Annotated in this window: 20 protein-coding genes; 18 read left to right on the top strand and 2 right to left on the bottom strand. The window is 34.6% G+C overall.

What is annotated here, in order from left to right:
- The first annotated feature begins 466 nt into the window (after positions 1-466).
- From LC076_RS08250 to LC076_RS08290, 9 genes are all read left to right on the top strand, one after another.
- A complete protein-coding gene (locus LC076_RS08250) occupies positions 467-1,228 on the top strand; it encodes an SDR family NAD(P)-dependent oxidoreductase (RefSeq protein ID WP_226667556.1) in 762 nt (253 codons plus the stop codon).
- 42 nt (positions 1,229-1,270) lie between these two features.
- Complete coding sequence (locus LC076_RS08255) at positions 1,271-1,576, top strand: ArsR/SmtB family transcription factor (protein WP_226667557.1); 306 nt, start codon at positions 1,271-1,273, stop codon at positions 1,574-1,576.
- A gap of 913 nt (positions 1,577-2,489) precedes the next feature.
- Positions 2,490-2,909 (top strand): transcriptional regulator MntR, encoded by a 420-nt coding sequence (mntR, locus tag LC076_RS08260; protein WP_226667558.1) that lies wholly within the window; start codon positions 2,490-2,492, stop codon positions 2,907-2,909.
- Between the two features lie 740 nt (positions 2,910-3,649).
- The gene (locus LC076_RS08265; RefSeq protein WP_413465962.1) at positions 3,650-4,663 is read left to right on the top strand and encodes an ABC transporter ATP-binding protein; all 1,014 of its coding nucleotides are present in this window, start codon (positions 3,650-3,652) and stop codon (positions 4,661-4,663) included.
- Positions 4,644-5,612 (top strand): ABC transporter ATP-binding protein, encoded by a 969-nt coding sequence (locus tag LC076_RS08270; protein WP_226667560.1) that lies wholly within the window; start codon positions 4,644-4,646, stop codon positions 5,610-5,612. Before LC076_RS08265 ends, LC076_RS08270 begins: the two co-directional genes overlap by 20 nt.
- A gap of 50 nt (positions 5,613-5,662) precedes the next feature.
- Positions 5,663-7,276, top strand: coding sequence for an ABC transporter substrate-binding protein (locus LC076_RS08275; protein ID WP_226667562.1), 1,614 nt, complete (start codon positions 5,663-5,665; stop codon positions 7,274-7,276).
- 251 nt (positions 7,277-7,527) lie between these two features.
- Positions 7,528-8,535, top strand: coding sequence for an ABC transporter permease (locus tag LC076_RS08280; RefSeq protein ID WP_226667564.1), 1,008 nt, complete (start codon positions 7,528-7,530; stop codon positions 8,533-8,535).
- 26 nt (positions 8,536-8,561) lie between these two features.
- Positions 8,562-9,458, top strand: a complete 897-nt coding sequence (gene nikC, locus LC076_RS08285; RefSeq protein ID WP_226667572.1) for a nickel transporter permease — start codon at positions 8,562-8,564, stop codon at positions 9,456-9,458.
- Positions 9,459-9,968: 510 nt separating this feature from the next.
- Entirely contained in the window at positions 9,969-10,859 is an 891-nt protein-coding gene (locus tag LC076_RS08290; protein ID WP_226667574.1) for a patatin-like phospholipase family protein, read from the top strand.
- Here the strand turns inward: LC076_RS08290 and LC076_RS08295 are convergent.
- The gene (locus tag LC076_RS08295; protein ID WP_226667576.1) at positions 10,856-11,233 is read right to left on the bottom strand and encodes an SA1362 family protein; all 378 of its coding nucleotides are present in this window, start codon (positions 11,231-11,233) and stop codon (positions 10,856-10,858) included. The genes LC076_RS08290 and LC076_RS08295 overlap by 4 nt on opposite strands.
- A gap of 42 nt (positions 11,234-11,275) precedes the next feature.
- On the bottom strand, positions 11,276-12,226 hold the full coding sequence (locus LC076_RS08300; protein WP_226667578.1) for a DUF1385 domain-containing protein: 951 nt from the start codon (positions 12,224-12,226) through the stop codon (positions 11,276-11,278).
- Positions 12,227-12,542: 316 nt separating this feature from the next.
- On the opposite strand from LC076_RS08300, the gene LC076_RS08305 reads away from it, so the two are divergent.
- From LC076_RS08305 to spoIIIAD, 9 genes are all read left to right on the top strand, one after another.
- Positions 12,543-13,073 (top strand): YqhR family membrane protein, encoded by a 531-nt coding sequence (locus LC076_RS08305; RefSeq protein WP_226667580.1) that lies wholly within the window; start codon positions 12,543-12,545, stop codon positions 13,071-13,073.
- Positions 13,074-13,491: 418 nt separating this feature from the next.
- Positions 13,492-13,929, top strand: coding sequence for a type II 3-dehydroquinate dehydratase (aroQ, locus tag LC076_RS08310; RefSeq protein WP_226667582.1), 438 nt, complete (start codon positions 13,492-13,494; stop codon positions 13,927-13,929).
- Between the two features lies 1 nt (position 13,930).
- Positions 13,931-14,992, top strand: a complete 1,062-nt coding sequence (locus LC076_RS08315) for a M24 family metallopeptidase (protein ID WP_226667584.1) — start codon at positions 13,931-13,933, stop codon at positions 14,990-14,992.
- A gap of 108 nt (positions 14,993-15,100) precedes the next feature.
- Positions 15,101-15,658 carry an elongation factor P gene (gene efp, locus LC076_RS08320; protein ID WP_226667587.1) on the top strand — a complete coding sequence of 186 codons (558 nt, stop codon included), beginning with the start codon at positions 15,101-15,103 and terminating at the stop codon, positions 15,656-15,658.
- Between the two features lie 273 nt (positions 15,659-15,931).
- Positions 15,932-16,213 carry a YqhV family protein gene (locus LC076_RS08325; protein WP_226667589.1) on the top strand — a complete coding sequence of 94 codons (282 nt, stop codon included), beginning with the start codon at positions 15,932-15,934 and terminating at the stop codon, positions 16,211-16,213.
- 90 nt (positions 16,214-16,303) lie between these two features.
- The gene (gene spoIIIAA / locus LC076_RS08330; RefSeq protein WP_226667591.1) at positions 16,304-17,224 is read left to right on the top strand and encodes a stage III sporulation protein AA; all 921 of its coding nucleotides are present in this window, start codon (positions 16,304-16,306) and stop codon (positions 17,222-17,224) included.
- The gene (gene spoIIIAB / locus LC076_RS08335) at positions 17,221-17,736 is read left to right on the top strand and encodes a stage III sporulation protein SpoIIIAB (RefSeq protein ID WP_226667593.1); all 516 of its coding nucleotides are present in this window, start codon (positions 17,221-17,223) and stop codon (positions 17,734-17,736) included. The genes spoIIIAA and spoIIIAB overlap by 4 nt, the downstream gene beginning before the upstream one ends.
- Before the next feature lie 21 nt (positions 17,737-17,757).
- Positions 17,758-17,964, top strand: coding sequence for a stage III sporulation protein AC (gene spoIIIAC / locus LC076_RS08340; RefSeq protein WP_026558844.1), 207 nt, complete (start codon positions 17,758-17,760; stop codon positions 17,962-17,964).
- A 14-nt stretch (positions 17,965-17,978) separates the two neighbouring features.
- Positions 17,979-18,371 carry a stage III sporulation protein AD gene (spoIIIAD, locus tag LC076_RS08345; RefSeq protein ID WP_413465964.1) on the top strand — a complete coding sequence of 131 codons (393 nt, stop codon included), beginning with the start codon at positions 17,979-17,981 and terminating at the stop codon, positions 18,369-18,371.
- Positions 18,372-18,376 lie beyond the last annotated feature (5 nt).

Genomic DNA, 18,376 nt, shown 5'->3' on the forward strand with positions numbered 1-18,376 from the left:
AGGAGAAGGGGGAAATGATCTAGGAATTGATAATGAAGACGGGTATATAGTAGTGCAATGTAAATTTTTTCTAGTAAAGTAGAAGATAGTCAAAAAGCGCAGATTAGAGAATCATTTAAGAAAGTAATAGAGGATAGAAATGGTGATTTGGATAAGTGGATTTTATGTATTTCTATTAATCTAACAAATAAAGAAGAGAAATGGTGGAAAAATTGGAAAGATAAAAAGAAAGTAGAGTTCAAACAACAGTATGGAAAAGATATTAAAATGATATTATTTACAAAAAATAAGATAATAAGCTTACTTAACAAATAATGTCTCTTCGTTAGGTCGCTCTACTCGATTGAAAGGAATCAACACATAAAAGGGGAAACTTTTTTCTTGACAATTAGGGGAAAGTTAATTACTATATGTTTATTGTATTAAACGTTTAAACATTTAAACTAATAAACGGAGGCTTATATCAGTGAAGAAAACTGCATTAATAACGGGGGCTACAAGTGGGCTTGGCAATGAATTTGTAGAACTCTTTTTGAAGGATGGATACAATCTTGTCTTAGTGGCAAGAAATGAAGAAAAGCTAAATGAGATAAAAAAGTCCATTACTAGTGTAAACGTGATGGTTATTGCAAAGGACTTAAGCAAACCACATGCTGCAAAAGAGATATTCGCAGAGCTTCAGGATAACCAAATTAACATTGATGTATTAGTAAATAATGCAGGGTTTGGGTTGTTAGGAAGCTTTGATGAATTAAGTATTGAACAACAGTTACAGATGATTCAGCTAAATGTTTCTGCCTTAACCGAATTAACATACTATGCGTTACCTTATATGAAAGAAAATTCTGGGAAAATATTAAATGTCGCAAGTACCGCAGCCTTCCAACCGGGACCATTAATGGCAGTATACTACGCGACTAAAGCATATGTCCTCTCCTTTTCTGAGGGTTTAGTAGGAGAATTGGAAAAATACGAAGTAACGGTAACGACGTTATGTCCAGGTGCAACGAAAACAAACTTTGGTGCTGTTGCCAACGTAGAAAACACAAAAATGTTCAATCGGGCGATGTCTTCTAAAGAAGTGGTGAAACAGGGATATGTAGCACTCATGAACGGGAGGGGAGTTGTCATTACTGGTGCCTTTAATCAAATTGGGGCAATCACTGCAAAGTTTCTACCAAGAAGAGTGGCAGCCAAAATTGCAAAATATGTTGCGAAGGAGAAATAATCCTTGTAATCTAAAAGGAATGATATAGCAAGGAGGAGTAGAATGGGACAACAAGCTATAGATAGATTTCGCTCATGCATCCCATTATTTACAACATTAAGTGACCCAGCCCGCCAAGATATTATCCTACTATTAGCGGAACATGAGCGGTTAAGTGTCAATGAAATTGCTGACAGATCAAATCTCTCCCGTCCAGCAATTTCTCATCATTTGAAAATATTACGTGATAATCAGCTAGTAACAATTGAACAAAAGGGAACACAACGATATTACTCCCTTTCTCTTGATAAGAGTGTGATACTACTAAAAGAACTCATTGATATGGTAGAGAAAGAGTGCATTGACTAACAAAACAATTTCATATCCTGCGCAGTACTAATTTTCTTTACTAAATGGATTTGTTAGTAAAAACGATGGCTTTTATTGAACAATCGCAACCCTGTAGTTAAAGAGGACGATCACCATTTTTATGGCAATCGTCCTTTTTTATTCTTTTCTATTAGCCTTTAAAACTTGAAAAATTTAATTACCAATTACATCAAATAAAGGCTAATTTAAAGCTTAAGGTTGATTTTTAACTTTGTTGATTGGAGGTGAATATCTGAGACTCCTGCTTAGAGAAGCGTTTCGAAAGGAGAACCCACAGGCGCGCAGCTTACGAGGAAGCTTCCGGACCTAGGAAAAAAGGGGACTATTTTTTCCCTAGGAAGAATTGTCCAATGCCTGTAACGGAAATCAACCACTAAGTTTAAAAGAAATGAAATTGGAATTTTGAACAATGATAAATAAATCAAAGGGACTCTAGTAAGACCGACTAGGATAGTTGATGACAAATTAACACTAGATTTCAAGCTAGATTACATAACATAAGCCCAGAAACCTTTGAGTTTCGAGAGGAGATGTTGCTCATCCTCTACAATCCCAAATTGATAACGGTGATTTAATCTTCGCAGTACGATGAAAATACGAAAGTAAAATGAATAAGATTTAAGCCATAACGAGTCTATAATGATAAAGCCCAAAGAAAAATTCGTAATTTATATAATATTAACCTCAAATTGGTATACTTTACGTAATATGTCAGATCCTTTGCCACTATGTCTAAATGTAGACTAAGTTAGAGCTAAAGAGTATACCAATCTTTAGTAAAGTTGTACTAAGACAAAAACCGCCCATGGTATTCCTCTTGTAAAGCCATAGAAACTCATGTAAAATTGATATGATTTCGTTTAATCAGAACGGCAATTTTGGAGGGGACCACATGCCAACACCAAGTATGGAAGATTACATTGAACAAATATATTTACTAATAGAAGAAAAAGGATATGCTCGTGTTTCAGATATAGCCGAAGCATTAACAGTACATCCCTCCTCAGTCACAAAAATGGTTCAAAAATTAGATAAAGACGAATATTTAATTTATGAAAAATATCGTGGGCTTGTTTTGACAAGTAAAGGTAAGAAAACAGGGAAACGTCTCGTATATCGTCATGAGCTTCTAGAACAATTTTTGAAAATAATAGGCGTTGATGAGGATAAAATATATGATGATGTAGAAGGAATTGAACATCATTTAAGTTGGAATGCCATTGATCGTATTGGTGATCTTGTTCAATATTTTGAAGATGATCAACAAAGGATAGATGTATTACGTAGCATCCCAAAAAATAATGAAGAATAATAAAAAAGAGCAACAAGTAGATTTAACTACTGGTTGCTCTTTTTTTGTTTTGCTATCGATAGTAAAACTTAGGTTTCAGCTCTGTTATTTTATTGTTATGTGAGTGCCAATAAATAGAAGTAACAATAGGCTCTAGTGCAGAGAAAAAAACATGATACTCATGAGAAAAGAGATGCCTAGGGGAAAATTTAAAACAGAGTTTAAAAGAGCATATAAAAAATAATACGGAATGTAAGATGAAAAACAAGTTGTTTGAACATTTATTAAGATTAAAATGAAGACATTATTAAACATTAATAGATAAATTTGTTAGATTTCATTCCAAGCTTGTCGAAAAAAACTAATTAATACTACTTAATAGTGAGAAATGAATGAGTTTGAACACAACTTGATCGCGGTAAGAAGGGGTTTTGGTTTCTCAGAAAACTCAAAGTGAATTTATACACTTAAAATACATTAAGGGATTAATAATATTATCCTAATTGTTATTTTAACAAAGTTGTTGAAGCGATATTTACGAGATGCAAGAAGGTGATTGTGTTATTGATGTTTAGAATACCTTAACTTAACACGTTAAAGTTGCTATCCTTTAACGCGTTGAATTAACATTTCAATTTATTGTCGAAATATTATTAGAATTTTTCGACAGTTTGTAGCAAAAAGATGAAAATATATGTGGAATAATAATCATTATATTTTAATAGTTTTAAATTTTCATACGATAATTGGTAGGTGATATTGTGAGGAACAAAAAAATACTTCAAATAAAAAATTTAAAAGTATCTTTTCAGTCTGAAAAAAAGTTAATACCTGCAGTAGATGATATTAGTCTTGATTTAGTTGAAGGTGAGATCTTAGGAATTGTAGGTGAATCAGGTAGTGGTAAAAGTGTGACATCTTTATCAACAATGGGATTAATTCCTAGTCCGCCTGGGAAAATTGAGCATGGTGAAATTTTATTCAATGAAAGAGATTTAACAAAGTTGAATGAAAAGGAAATGAGAAAAATTAGAGGTAATCAAATTTCAATGATTTTTCAGGAACCGATGACCTCACTAAATCCTTTGTTTACGATAGGAAATCAATTAATAGAAGCATTAAAGCTACATACGAAACAACCAAAAAAAGAATTAAGAGATCGTACGATTCAATTACTTAAATTAGTAGGTATACCACGGGCTGATGAACTTATTAATGAATACCCACACCAGCTTTCTGGTGGTATGAGACAAAGGGTAATGATTGCCATGGCAATGGCATGTAATCCACAGGTTTTAATAGCAGACGAGCCTACAACAGCTTTAGACGTTACGATCCAAGCGCAAATTTTAACATTAATGAAGGAATTAAATCAAAAAATGAATACTTCAATTATCCTAATTACGCACGACTTAGGAGTAGTTGCTGAGATTTGTGATAGAGTTCTGGTGATGTATTCAGGACAAATTGTTGAACAAGGTGATGTACATACGATATTAAAAAATCCAAAACATCCTTATACTATGGGTTTGTTAAAATCAGTGCCTGATATTAGAGGAAAGAAAGAAAGGCTATATAGTATTCCTGGTAATGTTCCAAGACCTGGAAGTATTATTCAGGGTTGTCGTTTTGCAGCAAGATGTGAGGAAGTATTTGGTCAATGTCTTGAGGAAACACCTGATTTATATAGCATGGAAAAACAGGATCACAATGTAAGGTGCTTCCTCCATAAAGTAAAAGAGGGAGCTGATGATAGTGTCGGAGTTACTTCTTGAAGTGAATGGCCTGAAAAAATATTTCCCAATTACAGGTGGGGTATTTGGAAAAAAAACTGGGGAAGTAAAGGCTGTTGATGATATTTCATTTTTTGTGAAAAAAGGTGAGACTCTAGGAATTGTTGGTGAAAGTGGTTGTGGAAAATCAACAACTGGTAGACTTCTCATGCGTCTAATAGAAGCAAGTGATGGAAGTGTTTTATTTGAAGATAAAGAGATTACTAGCATGACAAAATCTGAATTAAGAAAAACACGTAGAGATATACAAATGGTGTTTCAAGATCCATATGCTTCCTTAAATCCACGACATTCGATCGGGAAAATCCTTGAAGAACCTCTTATTGTCCATGGAATTGGTACGAAAGAAGAGCGTAAGAAAAGGGTTCAAGAAATGCTAGATATTGTAGGACTAAGTAGTTACCATGCAAGAAGATATCCACATCAATTTAGTGGAGGGCAACGACAAAGAATTGGCATAGCAAAGGCTTTGATGACTAAGCCTAAATTGATTATTGCTGATGAACCTGTATCCGCTTTGGATGTATCAATCCAAGCACAGGTTTTGAATTTAATGAAGGATATTCAAAATGAATTTCAACTTACCTATCTATTTATTGCGCATGATCTTGGTGTTGTTCGTCATATAAGCGATCGTGTAGGCGTGATGTATTTAGGTAGATTAATAGAATTAGCTGACAGTGAAGAACTTTATTCTAACCCACTTCACCCTTATACAAAGGCATTGCTTTCAGCAGTACCAATTGCTGACCCTGATATAAGACGCGAGAGAATAAATATTTCTGGGGAAATACCGAGTCCATCAAATCCACCTACTGGCTGTGCTTTTCATACAAGGTGCCCGGAATGTATGGATATGTGTAAAACGACTCGACCAGAATATCAAAGCATTGATGGTCATTATGTAGCATGTCATCTTTACAAGTCTTGATATGGTGCAATTATGATAAATTAAATAAAAAAATTGGGGGTAATGAAAGTATGACAAAGAAATCATTAAAACTGTTACTTGTTTCATTTTTAGCGCTAACTATGCTATTAGTGGGTTGTAGTAGTAACACAAACAATGAAGCTGAAGGGGAAGATCAACCAGCGAAAGAGGAAGCTAAAAAAGATACACTTGTTTTTGGACGTGGTGGTGACTCCACATCTCTAGACCCGATCACGACGACTGAAGGTGAAACCTTTAAGGTAACTGAGAATATCTTTGAAACATTGGTAGAATATGGTGAACAAGATACAACATTACATCCTGGTCTTGCAGAAACATGGGAAGTTTCAGATGATGCTTTAACGTATACATTAAAGCTACGCCAAGGAGTAAAATTCCATGATGGGACAGACTTTAATGCTGAAGCAGTTGTCTTTAATTTTGAACGGTGGATGAATGGAAATGCAGATGATTTCCCTTATTATACAATGTTTGGTGGCTTTAAAGGAGAAGAAGGACATGTTATTGAGTCAATCACAGCTGAGGATGAATTTACAGTTAAATTTGTCCTTAATAGACCACAAGCTCCATTTTTAAAGAATTTAGCTATGTCACCGTTTGGAATCGCAAGTCCAGCTGCTGTTGAAGAGCATGGTGATAAATTTAGAGAAAATCCTGTAGGAACAGGTCCATTTAAATTTGTGGAATGGAAGCAAAATGATCGAATTGTTATAGAAAAGAATACAGATTATTGGCAAGAAGGATTGCCTAAATTAAATCAAGTTATTTTCCGTGTAATTCCTGAGAACTCTGCTCGATTAAATGCATTAACAAATGGAGAAATTGATTTGATGGATGGTGTTAATAACTCAGATGAAGCAACTGTTACAAGTAATGATCAGCTTCAATTAATTGAGCGTCCATCGATGAATGTTGGATATTTAGGTTTTACAACAAATCGCCCACCATTTGACAATAAACTTGTTCGCCAAGCTCTAAATCATGCAGTAGATAAAAAAGCAATTATTGATGCTTTTTACGGTGGTAAAGCAGAAGCAGCTAAAAATGCAATGCCACCATCAGTTGAAGGCTATAACGATGATATTGAGGATTATCCATATGACTTAGAGAAAGCAAAGGAATTACTTGCTGAAGCTGGGTATGAAGATGGATTTGAAATGGATTTATGGGCAATGCCAGTAGCTCGTCCATATATGCCAGAAGGTATGAAAGTAGCTGAAGTTATTCAAGCATCATTCAGTGAAATTGGCGTAAAAGCAGAAATTCAATCAGTTGATTGGGCTACTTATTTAGATAAAGCATCTAAAGGTGAGTTTGATGCATACATGTTAGGTTGGACTGGTGATAATGGAGACCCAGATAACTTCTTATATACTTTATTAGATAAAGATAGCATTGGAAGTAACAACTATTCTTACTATAGTAATGAGAAGTTACATGATGTCTTAATTCAAGCTCAAACAGAAACTGATCAAGCTAAACGTAATGAATTATACAAGCAAGCTCAAGAAATTATTCATGATGATGCACCTTGGGTTCCGTTAGTTCACTCAACACCGTTATTAGCAGGAGCGAGTGATCTTATCAATTATTTACCACATCCAACTGGTTCTGAAGCATTAACGAATGTTGAATTTAAATAATCTTTTAGAGGGGGAGTTTTGACTCCCCTTTTATTAACGAAAAGTTTATCGTAATAGATTTATAAAAATCTCTGTTAGCTTTTATTGTAGTTTCTTGTTGGTGATAGGAAACCGTTCTGTTGCGGACTGCTAACTAATCGTTTCAAACATAGGATATTTGTTGGTTAAAAGTTAGCCACTTCAAGGATAGTTCCACATTTACCGATTTACAAACAATAATAGTTTAACAGTGTCTAAAAGAGGTGAGCAATATGTTTTCATATACTGTCCGTCGTGTGTTTTCACTTATACCTGTTTTGTTTGGTATGACTCTAGTTGTTTTTGCTATTATACGTGCTATTCCTGGAGATCCGGCACAAGTTATTCTTGGTCAAAAGGCTACGAAAGAGGCCATTGCTACATTAACAAGTGAATTAGGGTTAGATAAACCTTGGTATATCCAATACAGTGATTATATTAAAGCGCTTTTTACAGGAGATTTAGGAACTTCTTTAAGAACTAGAGGTCCAATTAATGAGGAAATCTGGCCTTATTTAGCTGCTACCATTGAATTAACTGTTGTAGCCATGATTATCGCTGTCTTTATTGGTGTGAATGCTGGAATTATAAGTGCCTGGTTTTCTAATTCATGGTTTGATTATCTTGCAATGATTCTTGCGTTAGTTGGTGTATCAATGCCAATCTTTTGGCTTGGATTAATGGAGCAATGGGCGTTTTCGATAGAATTAGGTTGGCTACCTTCAACAGGTAGAGAAGATGTAAGGAACCCAGTATCGGCTATTACAAATATATATATAATTGATACATTGATTCAAGGTAGATTTGATCAGCTGTGGGATGTTGTCAAACATATCATTTTACCAAGTCTAGCATTAGCAACAATTCCGATGGCGATTATTGCAAGGATGACTCGATCTACAATGTTAGAAGTGATGAAATCTGATTATATTCGCACTGCTAGAGCAAAAGGTCTTAAAATGTTTTGGGTTGTTTATAAGCATTCTTTAAAAAACGCAATTATACCAGTACTAACAGTCATTGGTTTGCAGACTGGACTTTTATTAGGTGGAGCGATACTAACAGAGACAATTTTTGGGTGGCCTGGCGTTGGAAGATATTTATATGATGCCATTGGTTACCGTGACTATCCAGTGATTCAATCAGGCATTTTGATTATTGCAGCAATATTTGTTGTGATCAATTTAATCGTTGATTTATTATATGCTGTTGTTGATCCGAGAATCAAATATCATCAATAATATACAAAAGGGGGGGAATAAAAAACATGGCTGAATTAGCAAAGAGTACTCAAAGTTTGCCGCCGAAAATAGAGGACGAAGTAACACCTCCATGGCAAGAAGCATGGCAATCGTTTTGTAAAAATAAACTAGCAGTTGTTGGTTTAGGAATTGTTATATTCTTTATCATTCTTGCAATTATTGCACCCTTAATTGCTCCTTATGGTTTTAAAGAACAGGAGTTATCCAAACGTTTATTAGCGCCATCAAGTGAACATTGGCTAGGAACAGATGATTTTGGGCGTGATATATTGTCCAGAATCCTGTATGGAGCAAGAATTTCTCTTTGGGTTGGTTTTTTCTCTGTATTAGGATCTGCTATTTTTGGTACAATCCTAGGCATTGTTGCAGGATATTATGGTCGATGGGTTGATGCGATTATTTCTCGAATATTTGATATTATGTTAGCGTTTCCTAGTATTTTGCTTGCTATAGCAGTTGTGGCCATTTTAGGTCCATCTTTACAAAATGCGTTAATAGCGATAGCGATTATTAATATCCCGAATTTTGGTCGTCTTGTTCGTTCAAAAGTATTAACCGTCAAACAAGAGGAATATATATTGTCTGCAAGAGCTGTAGGTATGAGAGATGCAAGGATTTTATTTAGGCATATTCTCCCCAATAGTATGACGCCGATTATTGTTCAAGCAACATTAGCTATTGCAACAGCGATTATTGAAGCAGCTGCACTAGGCTTTCTTGGATTAGGTGCACAAGCACCAACACCTGAATGGGGAAAAATGCTCTCTGATTCAAAGCAATATCTCGTACAAGCTCCGTGGACCCTGTTTTTTCCAGGTCTAGCGATTATGCTAACTGTATTAGGATTTAACTTAATGGGAGATGGACTTAGAGATGTGTTAGATCCGAAAATGAAGCAATAAAATCTATGAAGAACGAGTAAATGTCATGTAAACCAACCATTGAAAAGCAGCAAAATAAAATAACTAATGATAAACCCGAATGATAAGGTGATATTTTAATCAATTATACGCCTAATAGTTCGGTTTTTTTTTTTTTGCCGTCTTTAATAGATTTTTTGGTTTTGTATACTGTTTTTAAGAACTAGTGGAATGGAGCGGAAGACATTCGACTACAACGGGAATTGAGAAAAGGTTGAGACCCCACAGGCGCTTGCGTCAAGGAGTATCAGCTTCCTCCCCGTGGAACGCGAGTGTCTGCAGCGCAATAGAACAAACTTGTTTTTTTCAGCTTAATTGAATTTAGATTTATTCGTCTTTTTTTAGGAATTCTTTAATTATGTCCTAGCCTCTTTTTAATTATGTACTCACATAATTAGGTTCTTCTTAAGCTTCATTATAACTGTTAATAACATCTCTAATGGTCTATTTTCTATTTTACGTACTTACACTATAAGAGGAGGGGGAGAGACTATGTATATTGACGGTGTATTCTCGGGTGGTGGGATTAAAGGATTTGCGCTTATTGGTGCATATCAGGCAATCGAACAACGTGGATTCAGATTTAAGCGTCTTGCAGGAACAAGTGCTGGCTCAATTATTGCATCCTTTATTATTGCAGGGTATACAAGTAAAGAAATTATAGATTTAATGGATGAAATTGATTTAAAAATGTTTCTAGATAAACGTAAATCTTTATTGTCACTTCCTTTTACAGAGTGGATTTCTCTCTATTGGAATTTAGGGTTATATCGTGGGGTGAAACTTGAGGAATGGCTTATAACGAAACTAAAGAATAAAGGTATATCTACATTTGCGGATATCCCTCCTGGAAGTTTAAGAGTCATTGCTTCTGATCTAACCAATGGTCGATTAATTGTTTTACCAGATGATTTAACACTTTATGGAATCAATCCAGCTTCATTCTCGGTGGCCAGAGCCATTCGAATGAGCTGTAGCTTGCCTTATTTTTTTGAGCCAGTAAAGCTTGCAACATCTACTGGTGTAAATATAGTCGTAGATGGTGGGGTGCTTAGTAATTTTCCAATTTGGTTGTTTTATCACTCTAAAAAGCCTAATAAAAAAACAAGGCCTGTTCTAGGAATTAAGCTTAGCTCTAGTGAAAGAGATCGAACGAAAAAGAAAATAACGAATGCTATAGATATGTATGGAGCATTATTTGAAACAATGAAGGAAGCTCATGATAGTCGGCATATTTCAAGTAGACATGAAAAGGACATTGTGTTTCTTCCTGTTGAAGATATTATTACAACAGAATTTGAATTAGATGAACAAAAAAAACTAGCTCTAATTGAGCTAGGATGTAGTCGAACGAATAGTTTTTTGAAAACGTGGACGTATTAGAAAAATGCACGATTTTTCTTTTTGCCTTTTTTTCCTTCAATAACGGTTAAATGGGAAGGCTGTTTTTTCTTCTTAACTGCAGAGGTTTTTGATGATTTTTTTACTTGTGATAAGTTCTTAACATTTGAACCACGAGTATTTTTGTCGTCATAGCGTCTTTGAGATTGCTTGACTGCTTTGGCATAAGAAGAATATTCTTTTCCCATTCTTTTTTTCATAAAAAGGCGGTAAATGAGATAAATAATTCCAGCTAATGCTGCATAAATTGCAATTTGTTTTAAAAGCCATAATGGATCTGAAGCTAATGTTGTAATTAAACCAATTATACCTAATAAAATAATAACCAAGACGACACCGTTCATCCGTCGATTCATAAAACCACCTCCAATAAGGATACCAGTCAACAAATGTTGAAGTTAAACGATTTGTTCAGAAGATGCTGTTTCTGTCTCTTTTTCCATGCGTAAAAGTTCATTAAAGCTAGCAATTGCTACCTCAACTTGGTCATTCGTTGGTTCTTTTGTTGTTAATAGTTGTAACCATAATCCTGGATAACCTAAAAAGCGTAATACAGGGAGATCGCGAACTTTGTTTGTTATTTGTAAAACTTCAAAGGAAATCCCGAGTACAACAGGTATTAAAGCTAAACGGTTAACAATTCTTGACCATAAAGGTTCAGTAGGAACAAGTGTATAAACGAATATACCGACAATTATTGTAAATAATATGAAGCTGCTTCCACATCTGTAATGTAAACGAGAACTGCTTTGTACGTTTTCAACAGTAAGAGGTAGGTTGCTTTCGTATGCATTTATGACTTTATGTTCTGCACCATGATATTGAAAGACCCTTCTAATTAATGGTGTAAAGGATATAGCATATATATATGCTAATAATAATAATAATTTGAAAGCGCCTTCGACTACTATTTGCCCAAAATCTGATGAAACAAGAGGTCGCAATAATTCTGCTAAGAAAACAGGTAGTAGTGTAAAAATAACTTTACCAAAGAAAAAAGAAAGCACACCTACAGCAGCAATGCCTAGCCACATTGTTAGCTTTGAATCACTATTCTGTTTTTCTTCTATTCTTTTTTCATCTTCTTCTGGATTCACTTCAAATCGTTCTGTTGAAAAATTTAAATGCTTCGATCCGTTCGCACTAGCTTCAATAATTGCCACAATGCCTCGTAAAAAAGGAATCTTCTTCAATTTTGTTAAGATGTTTTGCTTTTTTCTTGGTACATGAAAATAATCAATGGATTGATCATTTCTTCGAATAGCTGTTACATAATGATGCTTACCACCAAACATAACACCTTCAATAACAGCTTGCCCACCATATGCAGGCTTACTTTGATTTGACATCTGACACCAACCTACCTATCTATTCTAATTCTCATTTTATATAACTAACGTTAAAAATTATTTTAACCATTATCTCTATAATACCGAATTTAGCTAGAAACCTCTAGAGAGATGTTTGAAGTTGATAATATTAATGTTAATTTTGATAAGAATAGGTGCTTATATAGATATTTCTAAAGGCTGGTAAACATTCCTATATTTACATTATACCCATGCTTTTTATAACTAGACATGTAAATTTACATCTTATAAAAAACTTCATTAATAACATGCTCAATTGGAAAAATGGACATAGTATGAATGGAGGTGTTACAAGATGACGGATAAAAAAGACACAACGGAAGATCAAAAAGCGAAAGATAACCCTAATCTTGAACAAAACAAAAAAGAGGAACCTCATTCAGCAATCGGGAAAGTGATATCAGTAGGTTTCATTGGTGGAGTATTTTGGAGTGCATTAGCATATTTGGCTTATTCTTTGAATTTTACAGAAATTAGCCCAAATCTTATCCTTCAGCCTTTTGCACTAGGAGATTGGAAAGAAGGGACGTTAGGTAATACCATTAGTATCGTTTTAATTGGAGTGGTTTCAATTGGAGTTGCTTTAGCTTATTATGCAATGTTAAAAAGGTTTCAGTCTATGTGGATAGGTATTGCCTTTGGAGCAGTATTATGGGCGTTAGTATTTTTTATATTAAACCCTATTTTCCCTAATTTAGATACTGTTTATGAATTACCTCGAGGTACGATCGTAACGACAGTGTGTTTCTATATTTTATATGGTGTTTTTGTAGGATATTCCATCTCATTTGATTATAATGAATTTCACTCAAGTGCCGAAAGCTAAAGGGAAAACATAGTGCGGTAGGGATTAAATATGATAGAATGTTCATGTGATGAACATTCTATTTTTAATGTGGTAAGAAGCACTTGATTAGAATTAAAATAAATACTCCAATGTTAATGTTGAAGGCTGTTTTCTGGACAATTGTTGCTATGTAACCAAATATAAAGTGAAAACAGTGTTTTTTCACTTTAAGGGTACTATTTTATGAAGAAAAGATGCCACTAGACATAATACAGTGCTGATTGCTTTGGGTATTAAAATGCAACAAAATTTGCGAAAACAGCCATGTTGAAAAAGCGTTCTTATTAATTTTTTATTCATTTAGGAAAGAACAATTTCAATCTAACATTAAAAAGTGCTTTTCATAAAGGAACAAAACAATTTTATAAGTAGATATGGAAATGAGGTGCTCACATAGATGAGAGTGATCGTTATAAATGGCCCAAACCTTAATCGTTTAGGAGTTAGGGAACCAGGTGTTTATGGTTCAAAAACATTAACAGATCTTGAACAACAGTTACTAGGATTTGGTGAATTAGCAGGAATTGATGTTTCATGTTTTCAATCTAATCATGAGGGAGATCTCATTGATGCGATTCATGAAGCAAATGAGCAATATGAGGGAATTATCATAAATCCGGGTGCATTTACACATTATAGTTATGCCATTCGTGATGCGATAGCGAGTGTTACTATTCCAACAATAGAAGTACATATATCAAATGTTCATGCTAGAGAGGATTTTCGTCACACATCAGTAACAGCACCGGTGACAGTCGGACAAATTGTTGGGTTAGGTTTTAAAGGTTATGAGCTAGCAATGTTAGCTTTAAAAGAACAACAAGGAGGAAAATAACATGAAACTTGAAAAAATGAGAAATCGATTTAAAGAATTATCAATCGATGGATTACTGATTACAAGTAATTATAATAGAAGATATATGACTGGTTTTACAGGAACAGCAGGAATAGCCGTTATTTCAGAAGATCGTGCTGTTTTTATTACAGATTTTCGCTATACTGAACAAGCAGCTAAAGAGATTGACGGATTCGAAATCGTTCAACATACAGGATCAATTGTTGAAGAAGTTGCAAAGGTAGTTGAAGAGTTAGGAATCAAAAAGCTTGGATTTGAACAAGATCATCTTACATATCAATCCTATTCCTTATATCATAATGCATTAAAAAATCTTGAGTTTATTCCTGTATCAGGTGCAGTTGAAAAGTTACGCTTGATTAAGTCATCTGCAGAGATTAAGATATTAAAGGAAGCAACAGAAATAGCAGATGCTGCCTTTAAGCACATCCTTACATTTGTTAAAACAGGTATAAAAGAAATCGATGTTGCTAATGAACTTGAGTTTTTCATGAGAAAAAATGGTGCAGTTTCTTCGTCTTTTGATATTATCGTCGCATCTGGTTATCGCTCAGCTTTACCACACGGTGTAGCAAGCAACAAAGAAATTGAAAAAGGCGATTTTGTTACCTTGGATTTTGGTGCATACTACAAAGGATATTGCTCTGATATTACTCGAACGTTTGCTGTTGGAGAGCCGTCAGATGAACTAAAGAAAATTTATGCAACAGTTCTTGAAGCTCAATTACGGGGCATGAATGGAATAAAGCCTGGTATGACAGGGAAAGAAGCAGATGCCTTAACCCGTGATTATATTAAAGAACAAGGCTATGGAGAATACTTCGGACATTCCACTGGTCATGGTCTAGGAATGGAAGTACATGAAGGGCCAGCTCTTTCTTTTAAATCAGATACTATTCTTGAAACCGGAATGGTTGTTACCGTAGAACCAGGTATTTATGTGGCAGGTCTTGGTGGTGTTAGAATCGAAGATGATACAGTCATTACTGAAACTGGTAATGAATCATTATCACACTCACCAAAAGATCTTATTATTTTATAATATGGAAGACATGTTCTTTACATATAGAGAAAAATTAAGTGATCAAGAACGATCGGGAGACTTATCATCATAAGCCCTTATTCAGCTATTTTTTAGGAGGATATTTTAATGATTTCAGTAAATGATTTTCGTACAGGACTAACAATTGAAGTAGATAATGGAATTTGGCGTGTAATGGATTTCCAACATGTTAAACCAGGTAAAGGGGCAGCGTTTGTTCGTTCTAAACTTCGTAACCTGCGTACAGGAGCAGTTCAAGAAAAAACATTCCGTGCAGGTGAAAAAGTAGCAAAAGCTCAAATTGAAACACGCAGAATGCAGTATTTGTATGCAAATGCTGATCAACATGCATTCATGGATACAGAAACATATGATCAAATCGAATTAAACTCAACACAAATCGAATATGAATTAAAATTCTTAAAAGAAAACATGGAAGTTCAAATTATGATGTTTGGTACAGAAACTCTTGGTGTTGAACTACCAAACACGGTTGAATTAGAAGTTACTGAAACAGAGCCAGGAATCAAAGGTGATACAGCATCAGGTGGTACGAAACCAGCAACTGTAGAAACTGGATTGACAGTTCAGGTTCCTTTCTTCATCAACCAAGGAGATCGTTTAATTATTAATACATCAGAAGCTTCTTATGTTTCACGTGCTTAATTGAATAAATAGTGATAAAAAGAGATGCGAGTGTTACTTGCATCTCTTTTTTATGTTTTCTTTTTAATATAAAGGTTTGAAGAATAGCTTTTAGTAAAATCAACATCTATTTCTCTCCTGGTTCCCCTACAGACCAATTATCTCTTTATTCTCATTTTAAAATAGTATCCTGAGGCTGTTGAAATACAGCCCGTCTATTTAATTGTCAAATACTTGTCTAAATATCTCTCAATCTGCATAAGGTGTAAAAACTAAGATATTTAGGAGGATATTATGAGACGTTTTTTCTCACATTTCGATTCTACTGTTTTAACAATGGCTGGACTCCGTATTTTATCGGCTTCTATTGAATTAACGGCAGCCATATTAATGTTGGTGTTTAATGATGTGAAAAAGGCTGTGACAATTAATTCTTTATTGGCGATTGTTGGCCCGGTTATTTTTATTGTGACAATGACCATCGGTATTTTTCATATTGCCGATCAACTTTCATATGCAAAATTACTATTTATTGGTCTTGGTGTGTTTTTTATTTTATTTGGAATATATAAATAGATTCTTAAAAACTTCAGGCTATTTAAGTCATGTTTATGGTCAAGCATGCATACATTGAAAGTAACGAATTGATTAATAGGGGGAAGCGGTATGAACGAAATTATTGAAATGCTTCCAGAATCAATTAGTAGAGAACTTCAAAAATTACATTCTGCTAGTTTAGCTCGTATTGAAGAAATTCGAATTCGTATGATGAAAAGGGTGGAAGTGACAATTGTCGGTAAACCTATATTTCTTCCATATGTTGTGACATATGAAGATTCAATGAATCTACTTAATGAACTAAGTCATTATTCGATTTATACTCTTGAGGAAGAGTTGAAAAAGGGCTACATAACAGTTCGTGGAGGACATCGGGTCGGGCTTTCTGGAAGAGTCATTACCGAGAATGGACGAGTTAAAGCAATTCGAGATGTAACGTCCTTTAATATAAGAATTGCTAAGCAGAAGATCGGGATTTCAGAAAAATATGTTCCGTTTCTTTATCAAGAAAGATGGTTGAATACTTTAATTATAGGCCCACCACAAACAGGAAAAACAACAATGCTAAGAGATTTTGCGAGATTAATAAGCAGTGGTTATTTCGAAATCGATTCTAAAAAAGTAGGAATTGTAGATGAAAGATCTGAAATTGCTGGTTGTGTAAAAGGTGTTCCACAACATCAGCTAGGAGAACGAATCGATGTGCTTGATGCTTGTCCAAAGGCAGAGGGAATGATGATGATGATTCGTTCCATGAGTCCAGATGTTCTTGTTGTAGATGAAATTGGCACGATTGAAGATGTTGATTCTGTATTAGAAGCTGTTCATGCTGGTGTTTCGTTATTTGTAACAGTTCATGGATACAAAATGAGTGAATTAAGAAATCGTCCAAGCTTAAAACCATTATTTGAAGCGAATGTATTTGATCGATATATGGAATTATCACGAACAGAGGGACCTGGTACAGTTCAACAAATCCTTAATCAAAATGGTCAACAATTACTAACTGAAAGAAGTGTGACGAAATGATTAAGTGGGTAGGTGCGATTTTAATTGTCATTGCAACAACATGGGTTGGATTTGAGGCTGCTAAGCATTTGAGTGAAAGAACGCGTCAGATTAGGCAGTTAAAAGTTGCTCTTCAATCATTGGAAGCAGAAATTATGTACGGTCATACCTCATTAATTACCGCTGCTCAAAATATTGCAAAACAATCACCAAAGCCCTTGTCTTGGTTTTTTGAACAATTTGCCGGGAAGTTATTGAAAGGTCACACAAGTGTAAAGGTTGCATGGGAAGAAAGTCTTCAAGACATATGGAAGTTCACGGCATTTAAGCAAGGAGAATATGAGGTTTTAAAGCAATTTGGTGAAACTTTAGGTCAGCATGACAGAATTTCTCAACAAAAGCATATTAAATTAACTTTAACACACTTAGAAAGAGAAGAAGCAGATGCGATTGATCGTCAAGCTAGATATGAGCGAATGGTTAAAAGTTTAGGGGTTTTAACAGGATTACTGTTAGTTATTTTATTGATGTAGAAGTCGAAGGGAGTCTTAGCAATGGGCGTAGATATTAACACGATCTTTCAAATTGCCGGGATAGGAATCGTCGTTGCATTCCTTCACACAATTTTAGATCAAATGGGAAAAAAGGAATATGCACAGTGGGTAACACTTATCGGCTTTATATATATTTTATTTATGGTTGCATCGATTGTAGATGACTTATTTAAAAAGATTAAATCTGTCTTTCTTTTCCAAGGGTAAAGGGGGGAGTTACTATCGAAATCATACAAATCGTTGGTCTAGGATTAATTGCCACCTTTTTAGCCTTAATCGTTAAAGAACAAAAACCCACCTTTGCTTTTATGCTTGTCGTGTTTGTAGGTTGTGTCATTTTCTTATTTTTAATCGATCAAGTATACGAAATCATTCGAATGGTTGAAAGAATTGCTTTAAATGCAAATGTAAACCTCATTTATGTTGAAACAATTTTGAAGATCATTGGTATTGCTTATATAGCTGAATTTGGTGCTCAGCTGACAAAAGATGCTGGACAAGGTGCCATAGCATCGAAAATAGAATTAGGTGGAAAAATTTTAATACTTACAATGGCTATTCCGATTTTAACCGTTATTATCGAAACTGTTCTTGAAATGATACCTGGAACTTAGAAAGA

Source organism: Metabacillus litoralis (assembly GCF_020524045.1).
GTDB classification, from domain to species: Bacteria; Bacillota; Bacilli; order Bacillales; family Bacillaceae; genus Metabacillus; species Metabacillus litoralis_C.

Bases quoted from the DNA above. Each gene is read 5' to 3' on its own strand.
- LC076_RS08315 (WP_226667584.1), top strand. From the start codon at position 13,931: ATGAAACTTGAAAAAATGAGAAATCGATTTAAAGAATTATCAATCGAT.
- LC076_RS08290 (WP_226667574.1), top strand. From the start codon at position 9,969: ATGTATATTGACGGTGTATTCTCGGGTGGTGGGATTAAAGGATTTGCG.
- LC076_RS08325 (WP_226667589.1), top strand. From the start codon at position 15,932: ATGAGACGTTTTTTCTCACATTTCGATTCTACTGTTTTAACAATGGCT.
- spoIIIAB (WP_226667593.1), top strand. From the start codon at position 17,221: ATGATTAAGTGGGTAGGTGCGATTTTAATTGTCATTGCAACAACATGG.
- aroQ (WP_226667582.1), top strand. From the start codon at position 13,492: ATGAGAGTGATCGTTATAAATGGCCCAAACCTTAATCGTTTAGGAGTT.
- mntR (WP_226667558.1), top strand. From the start codon at position 2,490: ATGCCAACACCAAGTATGGAAGATTACATTGAACAAATATATTTACTA.
- LC076_RS08300 (WP_226667578.1), bottom strand. From the start codon at position 12,226: ATGTCAAATCAAAGTAAGCCTGCATATGGTGGGCAAGCTGTTATTGAA.
- LC076_RS08255 (WP_226667557.1), top strand. From the start codon at position 1,271: ATGGGACAACAAGCTATAGATAGATTTCGCTCATGCATCCCATTATTT.
- LC076_RS08275 (WP_226667562.1), top strand. From the start codon at position 5,663: ATGACAAAGAAATCATTAAAACTGTTACTTGTTTCATTTTTAGCGCTA.
- LC076_RS08305 (WP_226667580.1), top strand. From the start codon at position 12,543: ATGACGGATAAAAAAGACACAACGGAAGATCAAAAAGCGAAAGATAAC.
- LC076_RS08295 (WP_226667576.1), bottom strand. From the start codon at position 11,233: ATGAATCGACGGATGAACGGTGTCGTCTTGGTTATTATTTTATTAGGT.
- spoIIIAC (WP_026558844.1), top strand. From the start codon at position 17,758: ATGGGCGTAGATATTAACACGATCTTTCAAATTGCCGGGATAGGAATC.
- nikC (WP_226667572.1), top strand. From the start codon at position 8,562: ATGGCTGAATTAGCAAAGAGTACTCAAAGTTTGCCGCCGAAAATAGAG.
- efp (WP_226667587.1), top strand. From the start codon at position 15,101: ATGATTTCAGTAAATGATTTTCGTACAGGACTAACAATTGAAGTAGAT.
- spoIIIAA (WP_226667591.1), top strand. From the start codon at position 16,304: ATGAACGAAATTATTGAAATGCTTCCAGAATCAATTAGTAGAGAACTT.
- LC076_RS08280 (WP_226667564.1), top strand. From the start codon at position 7,528: ATGTTTTCATATACTGTCCGTCGTGTGTTTTCACTTATACCTGTTTTG.